This window comes from Pseudomonas sichuanensis (assembly GCF_003231305.1).
Lineage (GTDB): Bacteria > Pseudomonadota > Gammaproteobacteria > Pseudomonadales > Pseudomonadaceae > Aquipseudomonas > Aquipseudomonas sichuanensis.
The window spans coordinates 75,407-89,566 of sequence record NZ_QKVM01000012.1; the positions used below are offsets into that span (position 1 = coordinate 75,407).

Annotated in this window: 16 protein-coding genes and 1 riboswitch; of the genes, 4 read left to right on the forward strand and 12 right to left on the reverse strand. The window is 65.0% G+C overall.

Annotated elements, in window-relative coordinates; translation table 11 throughout:
* Nucleotides 1-18: 18 nt before the first annotated feature.
* Nucleotides 19-224, reverse strand: a riboswitch (cobalamin riboswitch).
* A 185-nt stretch (nt 225-409) separates the two neighbouring features.
* The 3 genes from DM373_RS08755 to lpxO all read right to left on the reverse strand — a co-directional run bounded on the left by DM373_RS08755 (nt 410) and on the right by lpxO (nt 2,459).
* Nucleotides 410-979, reverse strand: a complete 570-nt coding sequence (locus DM373_RS08755) for a GNAT family N-acetyltransferase (protein WP_110993177.1) — start codon at nt 977-979, stop codon at nt 410-412.
* A 79-nt stretch (nt 980-1,058) separates the two neighbouring features.
* Entirely contained in the window at nt 1,059-1,403 is a 345-nt protein-coding gene (locus tag DM373_RS08760) for a carboxymuconolactone decarboxylase family protein (RefSeq protein ID WP_110993178.1), read from the reverse strand.
* 156 nt (nt 1,404-1,559) lie between these two features.
* Nucleotides 1,560-2,459 carry a lipid A hydroxylase LpxO gene (gene lpxO / locus DM373_RS08765; protein ID WP_110993179.1) on the reverse strand — a complete coding sequence of 300 codons (900 nt, stop codon included), beginning with the start codon at nt 2,457-2,459 and terminating at the stop codon, nt 1,560-1,562.
* 205 nt (nt 2,460-2,664) lie between these two features.
* Here lpxO and thpR point away from each other — a divergent pair, with 205 nt between their 5' ends.
* Nucleotides 2,665-3,210, forward strand: coding sequence for an RNA 2',3'-cyclic phosphodiesterase (thpR, locus tag DM373_RS08770; RefSeq protein ID WP_110993180.1), 546 nt, complete (start codon nt 2,665-2,667; stop codon nt 3,208-3,210).
* A 6-nt stretch (nt 3,211-3,216) separates the two neighbouring features.
* Here the strand turns inward: thpR and DM373_RS08775 are convergent, their stop codons facing one another.
* The 4 genes from DM373_RS08775 to DM373_RS08790 all read right to left on the reverse strand — a co-directional run bounded on the left by DM373_RS08775 (nt 3,217) and on the right by DM373_RS08790 (nt 7,932).
* Nucleotides 3,217-5,655, reverse strand: coding sequence for a TonB-dependent siderophore receptor (locus DM373_RS08775; protein WP_110993181.1), 2,439 nt, complete (start codon nt 5,653-5,655; stop codon nt 3,217-3,219).
* 93 nt (nt 5,656-5,748) lie between these two features.
* Nucleotides 5,749-6,726: a FecR family protein gene (locus tag DM373_RS08780; protein WP_110993182.1), complete on the reverse strand. Its 978-nt coding sequence runs from the start codon at nt 6,724-6,726 to the stop codon at nt 5,749-5,751.
* Nucleotides 6,723-7,229, reverse strand: a complete 507-nt coding sequence (locus DM373_RS08785) for a sigma-70 family RNA polymerase sigma factor (RefSeq protein WP_110993183.1) — start codon at nt 7,227-7,229, stop codon at nt 6,723-6,725. Before DM373_RS08785 ends, DM373_RS08780 begins: the two co-directional genes overlap by 4 nt.
* A 103-nt stretch (nt 7,230-7,332) precedes the next feature.
* Nucleotides 7,333-7,932 carry an NAD(P)H-dependent oxidoreductase gene (locus tag DM373_RS08790; protein ID WP_110993184.1) on the reverse strand — a complete coding sequence of 200 codons (600 nt, stop codon included), beginning with the start codon at nt 7,930-7,932 and terminating at the stop codon, nt 7,333-7,335.
* A gap of 92 nt (nt 7,933-8,024) precedes the next feature.
* Here DM373_RS08790 and DM373_RS08795 point away from each other — a divergent pair, with 92 nt between their 5' ends.
* The 3 genes from DM373_RS08795 (at nt 8,025) to DM373_RS08805 (ending at nt 9,811) form a co-directional block, all read left to right on the forward strand.
* Nucleotides 8,025-8,621, forward strand: coding sequence for a TetR/AcrR family transcriptional regulator (locus DM373_RS08795; RefSeq protein WP_110993185.1), 597 nt, complete (start codon nt 8,025-8,027; stop codon nt 8,619-8,621).
* Between the two features lie 79 nt (nt 8,622-8,700).
* Nucleotides 8,701-9,270, forward strand: a complete 570-nt coding sequence (locus tag DM373_RS08800; RefSeq protein WP_110993186.1) for an SPOR domain-containing protein — start codon at nt 8,701-8,703, stop codon at nt 9,268-9,270.
* 115 nt (nt 9,271-9,385) lie between these two features.
* Entirely contained in the window at nt 9,386-9,811 is a 426-nt protein-coding gene (locus DM373_RS08805; protein WP_110993187.1) for a GTP pyrophosphokinase, read from the forward strand.
* A gap of 6 nt (nt 9,812-9,817) precedes the next feature.
* Here the strand turns inward: DM373_RS08805 and DM373_RS08810 are convergent, their stop codons facing one another.
* The 5 genes from DM373_RS08810 to purB all read right to left on the reverse strand — a co-directional run bounded on the left by DM373_RS08810 (nt 9,818) and on the right by purB (nt 14,050).
* Nucleotides 9,818-10,510, reverse strand: coding sequence for an endonuclease (locus DM373_RS08810; RefSeq protein ID WP_110993188.1), 693 nt, complete (start codon nt 10,508-10,510; stop codon nt 9,818-9,820).
* Nucleotides 10,511-10,516: 6 nt separating this feature from the next.
* Nucleotides 10,517-10,759 carry a DUF1654 domain-containing protein gene (locus DM373_RS08815; protein WP_110993189.1) on the reverse strand — a complete coding sequence of 81 codons (243 nt, stop codon included), beginning with the start codon at nt 10,757-10,759 and terminating at the stop codon, nt 10,517-10,519.
* 245 nt (nt 10,760-11,004) lie between these two features.
* Complete coding sequence (locus tag DM373_RS08825) at nt 11,005-11,439, reverse strand: GNAT family N-acetyltransferase (RefSeq protein ID WP_110993190.1); 435 nt, start codon at nt 11,437-11,439, stop codon at nt 11,005-11,007.
* A complete protein-coding gene (locus tag DM373_RS08830) occupies nt 11,432-12,598 on the reverse strand; it encodes a ribosomal protein uL16 3-hydroxylase (RefSeq protein ID WP_110993191.1) in 1,167 nt (388 codons plus the stop codon). The genes DM373_RS08825 and DM373_RS08830 overlap by 8 nt, the downstream gene beginning before the upstream one ends.
* 81 nt (nt 12,599-12,679) lie before the next feature.
* On the reverse strand, nt 12,680-14,050 hold the full coding sequence (gene purB / locus DM373_RS08835; protein WP_110993192.1) for an adenylosuccinate lyase: 1,371 nt from the start codon (nt 14,048-14,050) through the stop codon (nt 12,680-12,682).
* Nucleotides 14,051-14,160 lie beyond the last annotated feature (110 nt).

A 14,160-nucleotide genomic window follows, 5' to 3' on the forward strand; every position in this document is an offset into this window, starting at 1 on the left:
CGCCCGCCCACCGCGGGTTGCCAAGTGAAGCCTCAGGCCGGTCTCCGGGCTTGCGAGGGTCGTGAAGCCTTCACCTTCCCATGCTGGCGCACAGTGGTGTGTCGAAGGGTTCGCTCGCTTACCGTTGCGGGGGCAGCGCCGGACTTGTCGCATGGAGCGACGCACCGGCTTCCCGTTTCACCCTGCGCACGGCGGCGCAGGGCACCTGAAACTGGCGCGCATCTGACCATCGCGCGGGGAGTCAGTCAAGTTCTGGGACGAACGGAAATATCAGATGGGTCAAGAGGTTGTGTGCTTGCAGTGCGGGCCTCATCGCCGGCAAGCCGGCTCCCACAGTAGTACGGCATTACCCTGTGGGAGCCGGCTTGCCGGCGATAAGGCCTGACAGGTGTCGCAGCCAATCCATGCTTCAGCGACCGCGCCGGCGCGACACCCGTGCTTCGATGTTCTTGCGGCCGATCAGCAGGGCTGGCTTTTCCACCACGGGCTCATCGGCCAGCCACTTGTACATCACCAGGCAGTCCACCAGCCCCAGCTGGGCGTGGCGGAAGGCCCGGGGCAGGCGCCCGACCGTCTCGAAACCGAGCTTGTGCCACAGCGCCACGGCCACCTCGTTGGTCGCCACCACCGAATTGAACTGCAGGGCGAGCATGCCTTCCTGGCGTGCCAGTTTCTGCGAGTGTTCGCACATCAGCCGCGCCACGCCGCGGCCCCGGGCGTTCTCGCAGACCATGTAGCCGCAGTTGCCGACATGAGCGCCGGGGCCGGCGGCATTGGCCTTGAGGAAGTAGGAACCGAGCAGCTCGCCGTCTTCTTCGGCCACCAGGGTGCGCAACGGTGCTTCAAGCCACAGCGCCAGGGCTTGCTCGTAACTCAGGGCGGGGTCGAAGGCGTAGGTCTGGCGGGCCTGGACAATGGCCTGGAAGGTTGGCCAGAAGCGCGGGAAGTCTTCCGGGGTCATGGGGCGGATGTGGATCATGGCGGCTCCTGCGCGGGCTGGGCCGCCAAGTCTGGGTGTCGCGGCGCCGGCGCGCAAGGGCGCTGGCGCCGTGAAGAGGCTAGTTGCCGGCTTTGCCGACCGCATCCAGGGCCCGGGCCGAGTACACCAGTGCGGCGCCGGCATTCATCGCCACCGCCACGCCGAGGGCCTCGGCGATCTCTTCGCGGGTGGCGCCCTGCTTGACCGCCTGCTGCGAATGCACGGCGATGCAGCCGTCACAGCGGGTGGTCACCGCCACGGCCAGGGAGATCAGCTCGCGGGTCTTGGCGTCCAGGTGATTGGTCTTGGCCCCGGCACCGCTGGCGGTCATGTAGCCGGCCACGGTGTCGGGAGACAGTTGCTTGAGATCGCCGATGCCGGCCATCAACTGCTTACGGTAGGCGTCCCAGTCCATCATGCTCATCGTCTTCACCTTGTCAGGTTGGTCGGGGGAGCTTTCAGGCTAGTCGATGATGGGGTTCGGGGGCGTGCTTTTATCTGGCGCAAACATCGCGGGGCAAGCCCGCTCCCACGTGGGAGCGGGCTTGCCCCGCGATGGTGTACGTACGGCGCTGCCCAGTCAGATGTAGATGAACACCAGCACCAGCGCCGCGACCACTGCCCACTTTTCCAGGTAGTAGCGCATGCGGTTGCGTTTCTTCAGCGCCTTGCCGCGTTCACGGATCTTGTAGATGCGGGTGAACAGGCGGTTGATGCCGCCAGTCTTGTCATTGGCATCGTTGGGTGCGGCGGCGGCGGCCATGACGTTGCGGCTGAACCAGCGGTTGAAGGCGCTCGCCCAGCGGTACTTGAGCGGACGCTCGACGTCGCAGAACAGGATGATGCGGTTGTGCTCGGTGGTGTTGGCGGCGTAGTGGATGTAAGTCTCGTCGAACATCACCGCTTCGCCGTCGCGCCACGAATACTTTTCGCCGTCGACATCGATGTAGCAGCCGTCGTCGTTGGGGGTATCCAGGCCCAGGTGGTAGCGATAGGAACCGGCGTACGGGTCACGGTGGCGCACCAGTTTGGCGCCCGGTGGCAGGGTGGCGAACATCGCTGCCTTGACCGTGCCGATACCCTGCAGCAGCTCGGTGGTGCGCGGGCACAGGCTCATCGCCGAGGGGTGGCTCTCGCCGTACCACTTCAGGTAGAAGCGCTTCCAGCCGGTCTTGAAGAACGAATTGAAACCGACGTCGTCGTAATTCTCGGACTTCTTGATCTCGCCGGCATGCAGCAACTGCTGGGCCTCGGCACGGATCTCCTGCCAGTGATCCTTGAGCGGTTGCAGCTCGGGGAACGCCTCGACCGGCAGGTAGGGCTTGGCCGGGAGCCTGGAGAACAGGTAGAGGAAACTGTTGACCGGGGCGAGGAAGCTGGAGTGGTCGCCCAACTGGCGGGTCAGCTTGTGACGAACCCGACCGCGCAGGTGAACATAGGCGATCGAGAGGACGAAGATCAGTACGAGTGCAATTTTCATGGACGGTTACTTGTCTAAAAAATGGCCATGCGCCATGGCATAAGCTCGCCAGCATAAACAAACATCGTCAGGGATTGTACTTATTGTTACGTAAATTCCGGGCGACTTAGGTGTAATGGCCTACAGCTTGCGCAAACGATTCAACTGGATTTTTCCCTGTATGTTGTGCTCTGGAATACCCCAATCCTCTGACAAGGAACGCCTCATGGCCCAGGAATCACGCCCCAGCGGCGCACCGTTCAAGCGCCTGTTCTTCGCCCTGTCGATCAGTGATGGACAGCGCCGCGCCATCGCCCAGTGGCGCCGTGGCCTGGCTCTGCGCAGTGGCAAGCCGGTGCCGTCGGACAACTTCCATGTGACCTTGCTGTTCCTGGGGGATGTGGATGCGGCCCTGGTGCCGGCGGTGTGCGCTGCCGTCGAGCCATTGCAGCGCCCGGATGCGCCGCTGCGGCTTGTGCTCGATCGGTTGCAGGTGTGGCCGCGGGCAGGCGCCTTGGTGCTCGAACCCGAGCAGGCGCCAGCGGCCCTGCGCCAGTTGGTCTACGCCCTGCAGCAGGCAGTGCTGGCGCTGGGCATCGAAGCGCAGGTGCGCGAGTACCGGCCGCACCTGACGCTGTCGCGGGACTTTCGCGGGCCGCTGCCGGAGGCGACGCAAGCGCCGGAGTTCTTCCTGGCGGCGCGCAGCTTCACCTTGTACGAGTCGCGCAAGGGCCAGTACTGGCCGCTGGCTGAATGGCCCTTGGCGGATTGAGGTGCCTCAGAACTGCGGCGTGTATTTGACCGTGAACATGAAGTTGCGTGGCTCGCCGTAGTTGTTGCTGCCATTGAGCTGGTTGAAACCGGCCACCCAATACTTCTTGTCGAACAGGTTGTTGGCATTGACCGCCAGGTTCACTTCGGGTGACAGCTGGTAGGCCAGGCGTGCGTTCCAGACCGTGTAGCCTGCCACTTCATAGTTGCGCTCGTAGCCCAGGGTGTGGCTCTGGCTGGTGAAGCCCAGCCCGGTGCTCCAGCGCTGGCCGTCCAGCGGCAGGGTGTAGTCGGCCCAGGCGCGCAGCATGTGCTTGGGGGTCCACTGGCTGAACACACGGCCCTTGTTGTCCGGGTCGTCGAGGAACTTGGTGGTGTTGTAGGTATAGCCGGCGAACAGTTGCAGGCCGCTGAGCACTTCACCGCTGACCTCGGCTTCGACGCCCTGGCTGCGCACCTTGCCTGCAGCGGTCGAGCAGAACCAGTCATCGCAGGCAAAGCCCGAGGCGACGTCGGTGACGGCACGGTTTTCCTGGTCATAGCGGAACACGGCCAGCGAGGCATTGACCCGGCCGTCGAGCAGTTCGCCTTTCAGGCCGGTCTCGTAGTTGCTGCCCACTACCGGCTTGAGCGGCGTGTTGCCCACGGCGCGCTCGGTCTGCGGCACGAATACATCGGTGTAGCTGGCGTACCAGGCCCATTCACGGGTCAGGTCGTAAACGAAGCCGGCATAGGGCGTGACCTGCCCGGTCTCGGTCATGCGGCTGGTCGGGTGTTGGTTACCGGGCTCGTCAGGGCCGTTGAAGTCGGTCGAATCCCAGCGGTAGTCGAACCAGCTGACCCGCGCGCCGAGCACCAGGGTCAGGTCCTCCACTGGCTTGACGCGCCAGGCGCCATACAGGCCTTTCTGGCGGATGTCGTAGCTGGCGCGGTTGGCGCGGCCCATGTCGCCGGCGAGCAGGCTGTCGCGGCTAGGTTCCGGGCGGTTGTGATCGATGGCGAAGATGTTGTCGTCGGGATCGTCGACGAAGTTGCGCCAATAGGCATCGTCGGACGTCAGCTTGGCGTAGTTGCCACCCAGGGTCACCTCGTGGGCCACGGAGCCGGTATCGAAATGCCCGACCAGGTTCATGTCCAGGCCGAGCTTGGTGTTGTGGAAGTCGGTGATCCAGTCGGCGTAGCTGACGCCCGTGCCATCGGGGGCCAAGCCCTGGTCGATGGTCTGCACGCGCTGGTGGGTCGAGGTATTGGTCTCGTCCATGCGCACGGCGGCGGTCTTGAACGTCCAGTCGTCGTTGAAACGGTGCTCGAGGTCGAGGTAGTAGGTGGTGACGTCGGTCTCGGCGCGGCTCCAGCGCGCACCGGTGTAGGTGGAGCGGGGCAGGTCCACCGCCTTGCCGGTCGCATAGCGGGGGATGCCGCGCAGCATCGGGCGCGACTGCTGGCGGCTGTAGCTGATGCCGCCACCCACGGTGGTGGCATCGTTCAGGTCGATGTCCAGGGCGCCATACAGGGAGTGGTTCTTGCTCCACTTGTAATCGATGTAACTGTCGCTCTGGTCTTCGTCCAGCACCACGCGCCCACGTACCCGGCCATCGCCGGTCAACGGGCCGCCGGCGTCCAGCTGCAGGCCGTAGTGATCCCAGGAGCCCGCCTTGCCGGTCAGGGCGACGGTCGGGGTGGCCTGGCCGCGCTTGCGCACCAGGTTGATCGCGCCACCTGGGCTGCCGGTACCTTGCAGCAGGCCGGAGGCGCCGCGCAGGATTTCCACGCGGTCGAAGAACACCAGGTCCTGGGTTGCCCAGTTGCCCAGCGAGTAGTTATTGCGCTGGATCGGCACCCCGTCGTACTGCCAGTCGTCGATCTGGAAGCCGCGCGAGGTGATGACCATGCCCGGGCCGATCCCTTGGGCACCGACCAGGCCGGTGGTGTGGTTGACGGCGTCCTGCAGGTCGGTGATGCCCTGGTCGTCCAGCTGCTTGCGGGTGATGACGGTGACCGACTGCGGAATCTCCTTCAGCGTGTGTACGCCCTTGCCGAGGGTGACGGCACGCGCGGCGTAGCTGCCGCTGCCTTCACTGGTGGCGTCCAGGTAGTTGTCGCTGATGCTGGTGCTGCCCAGTTCCAGCGCGTTGCCCTCCAGGGTGGCCGGCGCCACGCTGAAGTGGCCGCTGGCGGTCACCCGCAGTTGCAGGCCGCTACCGGCCAGGGCGGCCTGCATGGCTTGTTCGGCACTCATTTCGCCGACCACGGCCGGGGCCTGCTTGCCGCGCACCAGGCCGGGTTCCAGGGCGATGATGTGCCCGCTCTGGCTGGCAATGCGGTTGAGCGTGGTGGCAAGGTCTGCCGCCGGCAGGTTGAACGACTGGGTCTGCGCCTGGGCAAAGCCGCTGAGGCTGCTCAGGGCGATGACGAGGGGCAGGGCGCGGGGCCATAGGTTGTGCACGGTGTTCTCCCGAGTTTGAAGTTGGCTGTCAGGAGTTAGGTGCAACGAGAAATGAAAACCGGACACCTTTGCGAATGATTTTCAAAAATATTTTCAGCCCGCAGCCGCCGGCCCGATCAGGGTCAGCCACGGGCCGTAGTGTTCGATGCGGATCGGCAGGGTTTCGCCCAGGGCCTGCAAGGCCTCCCGGGGCTGATCCAGCGGGAACACGCCTTGTACGCGCAGGCCGCGCACTTCGGGAGCCAGGCGGATGAAACCGGGCTGGTAGTCGCGCAGGGCTTCGATCACCTGGTGCAGCGGCTCGTCGAGCACTTCCAGGCGGCCTTCGAGCCAGGCTGCGCGCTGGCGTTGTTCCTGCGCGAGCAGTTCGATACCGCTGCTGCGCAGCACGGCGGCCTGGCCTTCTTGCAGGTCGAGCTGGCGGCCGTCGGCGAGGCTGGCGCGCACGCTGTGTTGCAGCACCACCACACGGGTCGAGCCCGTCTCCTGGCTGACCAGGAAGCGTGTGCCCAGGGCCTGCACCTGGCCTTGTGCGGTGCGTACCCGCAGCGGGCGTTGCGGGTCTGGCGCGACCTGGATCAGCAGCTCGCCGCGGCGCAATACCACCAGGCGTTGGTCGGCGTCGAACAGCAAGTCGACCGCACTGTGGCTGTTGAGGCTCAGGCGGCTGCCATCGTCCAGGGTGAAGCTGCGGCGCTGGCCGCTGGCGGTGTGCAGGTCGGCCCGCCAGCCCAGGGCCGCGTCACTGCGCCAGCCGGCCCACAGCCCGCCGCCCAAAAGACCAAGGCCGGCCATGCTGCGCAGCACGTCGCGGCGGCTGCGGGTGGGTTGCAGCAACAGGCGGCGGGTGGCTTCGGTCTGGCCGGGCGCCCGCGCATCGAGGCCGCGCAGTACCGCGCAGGGGCGGCCAAGGCGCTGTTGCAGCAAGTCCCACGCTTGTTGGTGCCGAGGGTCCTGGCCCAGCCAGTGCTGCAAGCGCGCGGGCAGGCTGGCGTCATGGCCGCCAGCGTTGAGTTCCACCATCCAGTCGATGGCTTGTTCGCTGATGCTGTCGAGCACTTGGCGGCTCATGGCTGCAGCTCGCACAGGTAGCATTGGCGCAGCGCCTGTTTCATGTAGCGGCTGACGGTGCGTTCGGACAGGTTCAGCTTGGCGGCGATGTCGACGTAGCTCAGGCCATCGAGCTGGCTGTAGAGGAAGGCCGCCTTGACGATATCCGGCAGGCCATCGAGCACCTGGTCGATGGTGACCAGCGCCTCGAGCAGCAGCAGTTGTTCCTCGGCCGAAGGGGCCACTGGCTCCGGCAACAGGGCCAGGCGGTCCAGGTAGGCCTGTTCGAGTTGGCGGCGGCGGTGGCGGTCGAAGATCAGCCGGCGGGCGATGGTCGACAGGTAGGCGCGGGGCTGCTGGATGCTATCGGGGTCGACCCGCGCGCCGAGCATCTGGCAGAACGCTTCGGCGGCAGTGTCTTCGGCGTCGGCACGGTTGCGCAGGCGCTTGTTGATGTGTTGCAGCAGCCAGCGATGGTGGTCGCTGAAGAAGAAGCCCAGCTTGCGGGTTGAAGTGCTGTCCAACGACCGGTTTTCCGAGTGTGAGTGTAAATCGTTCTCAATAGTAGCCGGGTCGTTCGGGTTGCTGCAATGGGGCGGTGGGCTACCGCCCCCGGGGCAGTGCGGCTCAGGCGAGGGCGAGATGGTCTTCGAACAGTCGCTCGCCCAGTTGCCGCGCGCGTTCGAGGTTGGCGCGGTTGTCCTGGATTTCGCTGTCGGTGAGCAGCGTGGTGCTGAGCACCTCGGCGCCGCAGTAGTCGAAGATGCCGTGTTCGATCTGTGTTGCCATGGCCTGGTTGTAGCCGTGGCGCTCGAAGGTACCAGCGTCGGCACCGGCCACGCCGACCAGGTGCACGGTCAGGCCGTCGAGCTTTTTGATCAGCTTGCCGTCGGCGTGGTAGTCGAATGCCCAGCCATTGCTGAATACCCGCTCCACCCAGCCTTTGAGCAGGGCCGGCAGCGACCACCAGTAGATGGGGTAGACCAGCACCAGGGTGTCGGCCCGTGCGATGCGCGCCTGCTCGGCCAGCACGTCTGCCGGGGCCGCAGCCTGGCGCCGGTGCACGGCGTGGTCGGCAAGGCCGAAGCGCGGGTCGAACTGCTCGGCCCCCAGGTCGGCGAACTCGCTGGTATGGCCGGCGGCATGCAAACCGGCAGCAATCTGCCCGGCGAGTGCGTGGGTGAGGGATGCAGGGTCGTGGTGACCAATGACGATCAGGGCGTGCATGGCGAAGGCTCCATCAAGGTGTGCAGGAAAACCGTGAGCGCTATATACTCGCAGTAAGTTACCTTTGGTAAGTTACTTTTGGTAGGTAAGCGATGTCAAGCGATGACAAGAATCCCTCGCGCAAGCGCCTTTCACGTGAGCAGCGCCGCCGCCAGTTGCTCGATGTGGCCTGGCTGCTGGTGCGCGAAGAGGGTACCGAAGGCTTGAGCCTGGGCCGGCTGGCCGAGCAGGCCGGGGTTACCAAACCGGTGGTGTATGACCACTTCGAGACCCGCACCGGGCTGCTGGTGGCGTTGTATCAGGAGTACGACGCCCGGCAGACCGCCATGCTCGACAGCGCCCTGGCCGGCGGCCCGGCCGACCTGGATGGGCGGGCGCAGGTGATCGCCGACGCCTATGTGAATTGCGTGATGAGCCAGGGGCGGGAGATCCCCGGGGTCAGCGCGGCGCTGGCGGGCTCACCGGAAATGGAGGCCCTCAAACGCGTCTATGAGGGGCCGTTTCTCGACAAGTGCCGGCAGGCGCTGGCGCCGTTCGCCGCCGGTGGCGACATCGATACCGCTGGCTTGCGGGCTTTGGTCGGGGCTGCCGAGGCACTGTCGCAGGCCGCCGCATGCGGGGAGCTGGAGCCTGAGGCCGCCCGCCAGGAGTTGCAGGCGACCATTGTCGCGATGGTCGGCCGGCGATGAGCCGACGGTGGTGGGATAACCCCCGGACTCAAGCATGGGTCATGCTAGAATCCGCCCCTTCGAATCTGGAGGTACACGCGTGCGCAAACTGGCTGTGGTAATGGCGGTGTTGGCCCTGGCGGGCTGCAACAACGAGGTCGAAGGGGTACACAACCAGGTGGCTGAGCACCTGAAAAACCCCAAGACGGCCAAGTTCGCCAATGTGCGCTTCGACACCCAAGGCTCCATCTGCGGCCAGGTGCGCGGCAAGGACGATGCCGGGCAGTACGAGGCATATCGTAGCTACGTGGCGATCAAGCGCGACGGCCAGTACCAGATCATCATCGATGAAACCGGCAATGACCTGCGCATCCGTGAAATCTGCGGCGGCGCCGAGCTGCAGCGCCGCGCCGAGGCCCTGGCCGACCAGCCGGCGCCGGAAGGCTGGGATGTGGAAGTGATCCAGGGCCCGAACATGGGCGCCCTGACCGACATGACCGCGCGCCTGATCGAGAAGGGCATTCCATCCTGGGTCGAATACCGCGAGGGCAAGCCGGTGGTGTTGATCGGGCCATACCCGAGCAAGGCCGAGGCCGATGCGCGCAAGGCAGAAGTCATGGCCAAGCTGGGGACCGACTCGGTGGTCATCCAGCACGGTGTCGAGCGCTGACAGGACCGTCAAGAAGCTGTCATGTCGAGGGTGGCTTACCCTTGGCAGGGCCTTGATGTCGAAGGACATTGTTAGCGGCTATGCTGTGGGGGCGAACGCTGAGCAGGAGAGCCACATGGCAACGCTGGAACGTGCCATCGCGCTGGCCATCAAGGCCCATGAAGGGCAGTACGACAAGGGTGGGGCGGCCTATATCCTCCACCCGCTGCGGGTGATGGCGCGGGTGACCACGCCCGAGCAGCGGATCGTCGCGGTGCTGCACGATGTGCTGGAAGACACCCCGTTTACCCTCTCCGACCTTGCCCGCGAAGGCTTCCCGCTGAAGATACTCGCCGCGCTGCTGGCCCTGAGCCGGCGCGAAGGCGAAAGCTACGAAGCCTTCGTCATCCGCCTGGGCGTCGACCCGTTGGCCCGTGAAGTGAAGCTGGCAGACCTGGCCGACAACAGCGACCTGTCGCGCATCGCTTGCCCGGGCCCGGCGGACCTTGCCCGCCTGGCCCGCTACCAGCAGGCCAGCGCCTACCTGCAAACGCTGGGCTGAGCGCCGTCAGCCACAGGCCTTGAGGTTGACCGGGCCGACGAATGCGTTGCCGTGGCCCATTACGCACGCGACCCGCTGGTTGCGCTGCTGTTCCCACGCCTGCGGCGGGTAGGTCTTGTTCCACGCTTCGAACAGCTGGCGGTCCTGTTTCGACAGGCGCAGGTCGTACTGCTGGCTCATGTAGAAGTAAGTGCGCGCGATCATCCCGCGGATCGACGGGCGCGGCATGACCTTTTTCGCCTTGAAGTCGACCTGGGTCAGGCAACTGCCGTACTGGCCATGCTGCACCGGCAGCCAGCCGAAGCTGTAGTTGCTGCGGTCGCCGTTCACTTCACCAATGCTGGGCACCAGGTTGTGCAGGTCGGCCTCGGCGCGCTGATAGGCCACATCGTTGCGCGCGCAGTTCTTGCGCCCGCCGCTCTGCCAGCACTGGCGCTGGTGGCCGATCTGCCAAGCCGGAACGATATGCTCCCATTCGATGCGCGCGGCGCGCTGGGCGTTCTTGCGCGGCGCGTAGCCGCAGGACGCCAGGTCGACCTTGTTGCCGTTGTATTTGCAGCCGCAGTAAAACTCGGTGGATTGCGGCGCATACAGGCGCCAGGCGACCTGCTTGGCTTCCTGGAAAGTGCGTGGGGCGTCGGCGTGGGCAAGCGGGGTGGTCAGCAACAGGCAGGTGGCCGCGAAAAGCAGAACTCTCATGGGCGCTCAGTCTTCCTGCGGTACGGTCCAGAAAATCTGCACGCCGCCGTCATCGCGGTGGGCGAGGGTGACGTTGTCGTTTTCGGCAATTTCTGCGAGCAGGGTGTCCCAGTCTTCGGGCGATTCCTGTTCGAGGCGGAAGATCAAGGCTGCGCGGCTGCGCTGGGCGATTGGGCTGTTGATGATCTTCTGGATGCGCTGACCCAGTTGTTCATAACTGCTTGGCGTTGCTGCGGAGGTGCTGGCCACGGGCTGTTCCTTGTTTTACTGTATGTGCATACAGTATTTCACTGTAGGCCATTTCGCAACAAGGCATCAGAGTAAAGGTATACGTGGTGATCCGTTTGCCGGCAAAGCCAGCTCCTACGGGTACAGCCCGGATCTTGGGGCCTGGGGGAGCGGGTTTACTCGCGAACACCAGCGAAGCTGGTGCCAGAGTCCGCGGTGTCCACTTCGCGGGTAAACCCGCTCCCACAGGGCGCGCGGGGGCTCAGTCAGGCCAGTTCGCGCGAGTCACGCACCATGTCGACGTGCGGGATACCGGCCTCGAGGAACTCCTCGCTGACCACGCGGAACCCCAGGCGCTCATAGAAGGGGGTGGCGTGCACCTGGGCGCTGAGCATCTGCTGCTTGAGGTCGCGGTTCTGCGCCTCGCTGATGACTGCATGCATCAGCGCATCGCCCACGTGCAGGCCGCGCCAGTCCTTGAGCACCGACACCCGCCCGATGGTGCCGTCGGGCAGCAGGCGCGCGGTGCCGATCGGGTAGTCGCCTTCCATGGCCAGGAAATGCACGGCCGTAGGGTCTTCGGCGTCGAACTCGAGCTCTGGCGGAACGTGCTGTTCGGCGACGAACACGGCGCTGCGGATGCGGTGGATGTCGGCGTTGTCTTTGTGCCAGTCGGCCAGGCGAACGCTGATCTTATTCATCGGCGAACCCCAGGCTGCCTTGCATGACCAGTTGCTGGATCAGCATCAGGCCGTCTTCGTCCTGCAGCCACTGGGCAAGGTTGTCGATGTGCAGGGCGTCGGCGGCGCACACCAGCTTGAGCAGTTCGCGCAGTTTGGCCGGCAGTGGGCAGCTGCGCCCGCTGGCGAACAGCATCAGGTCGTCGTTGAGCTCGGACCAGGCCATGCGTGCGCTTGGGTTGCGGATCAGCACGGCGCCCTGCTCGAGGTAGTTGACCAGGTCCTGCTCGCTCAGTTCTTCACCGGCAACCTGCTCTGGGTAGCGCGGCTCGGTCATGAACTGGCCGAACCAGGTCAGCAGCAGGTCCTTGTCGGACATGTGCTTGTCGATCAGCGCCTTGAGGCGGTCGAGGGCGTCGTGCTGGATCTCGTGCGGGTCGCTGACCGGCTGGGCGTCGGCGTCGCTGTAGCGCTCTTCTTCGGGCAGGAACTGGCCGAGGAAGTCGGTGAAGTGGGTCAGCACTTCGGCGGCGCTCGGCGCGCGGAAGCCCACCGAGTAGGTAAGGCATTCGTCTTCGGCAACGCCGTAGTGGGCCAGGCGCGGTGGCAGGTAGAGCATGTCGCCTGGCTCCAGGGTCCACTCGTCGCTCTGTTCGAAGTCAGCGAGGATGCGCAGGTCGGCGTGGTCGATCAGCGGGCTGTCGCTGTTGCACATCTGGCCGACTTTCCAGTTGCGCTTGCCGTCGCCTTGCAGCAGGAACACGTCGTAGTTGTCGAAATGCGGGCCGACGCTGCCACCGGGGGCGGCGTAGCTGATCATCACGTCATCGATACGCCAGCTGGGCAGGAAGCGGAAGTTTTCCAGCAGCTCGGCCACTTCCGGCACGAACTGGTCCACGGCCTGGACCAGCAGGGTCCAGTCGCGCTCGGGCAGGTCGCTGAAGGCGTCTTCGGCGAACGGACCGCGACGCAGCTCCCACGGGCGTTCGCCGTGCTCGAGCACCAGGCGCGACTCGACTTCTTCTTCCAGGGCCAGGCCGGCCAGTTCGTCGGCGTCGATGGGGCTGATGAAGTCGGGGAAGGCCTGACGTACCAGCAGCGGCTTCTTCTGCCAGTAGTCGCGCAGGAATTCACGGGCCGTAAGGCCGCCCAGCAGTTGCAGTGGAGTATCAGAATTCATGTTCAACCTATTGATAAAACGCAATTTTTGTACGGGAATAAAAACGCCCGGCCAGGCCGGGCGTTGAACGCGACGGTCAGCTTAGACGCGTTTGGCCTGGGCCACGGCGTTGCCGATGTAGGTCGCAGGCGTGAGCTGCTTGAGCTCGGCCTTGGCGTCGGCCGGCATGTCCAGGCCGTCGATGAAGGTCAGCAGCGCTTCAGGGGTGATGCCCTTGCCACGGGTAAGCTCTTTGAGCTTCTCGTAGGGGTTCTCGATGTTGAAGCGGCGCATCACGGTCTGGATCGGCTCGGCCAACACTTCCCAGCAGGCGTCCAGGTCGGCGGCGATGCGGGCTTCGTTGACTTCCAGCTTGCCGATGCCCTTGAGGCTGGCTTCATAGGCGATGACGCTGTGGGCGAAGCCCACGCCCAGGTTGCGCAGCACGGTGGAGTCGGTCAGGTCACGCTGCCAGCGCGAGATCGGCAGCTTGCTGGCCAGGTGCTGGAACAGTGCGTTGGCGATACCCAGGTTGCCTTCGGAGTTTTCGAAGTCGATCGGGTTGACCTTGTGCGGCATGGTCGAGGAGCCGATTTCGCCGGCGACGGTCTTCTGCTTGAAGTAGCCCAGCGAGATGTAGCCCCAGACGTCGCGGTCGAAGTCGATGAGGATGGTGTTGAAGCGGGCGATGGCGTCGAACAGCTCGGCGATGTAGTCGTGCGGTTCGATCTGGGTGGTGTAGGGGTTGAACACCAGGCCCAGCTCGTCTTCGATGAAGGCGCGGGCGTTCTGCTCCCAGTCGATCTGCGAGTAGGCCGACAGGTGGGCGTTGTAGTTGCCCACGGCGCCGTTGATCTTGCCCAGCAGCGGTACGGCGGCTACCTGGGCGATCTGGCGCTCCAGGCGGTAGACGACGTTGGCCAGCTCTTTGCCCAGGGTGGTCGGCGAAGCCGGCTGGCCGTGGGTGCGCGACAGCATCGGCACGGCGGCGTGGGTGTGGGCCAGGGTGCGGATCGCTTCGGCGATCTGACGCATCAGTGGCAGCAGCACTTCGTCACGGCCAGCGCGCAGCATCAGGGCGTGGGACAGGTTGTTGATGTCCTCGCTGGTGCAGGCGAAGTGGATGAACTCGCTGACCTTGGCCAGCTCAGGCAGTTGAGCGGCCTGCTCCTTGAGCAGGTACTCGATGGCCTTGACGTCGTGGTTGGTGGTGCGCTCGATTTCCTTGACGCGTTCGGCGTGCTCGAGTTTGAAATCGGTGGCCAGGCTGTCCAGCACGGCGTTGGCTTCGGCGGAGAACGCCGGCACTTCGCCGATTTGCGGGTGGGCGGCCAGGCGCTGGAGCCAGCGCACTTCGACCAGGGCGCGGAAACGGATCAGGCCGAATTCGCTGAAGATGGGGCGCAAGGCCTGGGTTTTGCCGGCGTAACGGCCGTCTACAGGGGAAACCGCAGTGAGCGAAGAGAGCTGCATGGGGTGTTCTCGGACAGTCAGGCTTTTGGGGGGCGCATATCATACATGAAAAATGCGCCGGGGTCGGGTGGCTGACCAAAGGTCGGGCCATTTCGAAGCGTGTGGTACCT

Coding starts and splice junctions, on each gene's coding strand:
- DM373_RS08755 (WP_110993177.1), bottom strand. CDS start 979: ATGATCCACATCCGCCCCATGACCCCGGAAGACTTCCCGCGCTTCTGG.
- DM373_RS08760 (WP_110993178.1), bottom strand. CDS start 1,403: ATGAGCATGATGGACTGGGACGCCTACCGTAAGCAGTTGATGGCCGGC.
- lpxO (WP_110993179.1), bottom strand. CDS start 2,459: ATGAAAATTGCACTCGTACTGATCTTCGTCCTCTCGATCGCCTATGTT.
- thpR (WP_110993180.1), top strand. CDS start 2,665: ATGGCCCAGGAATCACGCCCCAGCGGCGCACCGTTCAAGCGCCTGTTC.
- DM373_RS08780 (WP_110993182.1), bottom strand. CDS start 6,726: ATGAGCCGCCAAGTGCTCGACAGCATCAGCGAACAAGCCATCGACTGG.
- DM373_RS08790 (WP_110993184.1), bottom strand. CDS start 7,932: ATGCACGCCCTGATCGTCATTGGTCACCACGACCCTGCATCCCTCACC.
- DM373_RS08795 (WP_110993185.1), top strand. CDS start 8,025: ATGTCAAGCGATGACAAGAATCCCTCGCGCAAGCGCCTTTCACGTGAG.
- DM373_RS08805 (WP_110993187.1), top strand. CDS start 9,386: ATGGCAACGCTGGAACGTGCCATCGCGCTGGCCATCAAGGCCCATGAA.
- DM373_RS08810 (WP_110993188.1), bottom strand. CDS start 10,510: ATGAGAGTTCTGCTTTTCGCGGCCACCTGCCTGTTGCTGACCACCCCG.
- DM373_RS08825 (WP_110993190.1), bottom strand. CDS start 11,439: ATGAATAAGATCAGCGTTCGCCTGGCCGACTGGCACAAAGACAACGCC.
- DM373_RS08830 (WP_110993191.1), bottom strand. CDS start 12,598: ATGAATTCTGATACTCCACTGCAACTGCTGGGCGGCCTTACGGCCCGT.
- purB (WP_110993192.1), bottom strand. CDS start 14,050: ATGCAGCTCTCTTCGCTCACTGCGGTTTCCCCTGTAGACGGCCGTTAC.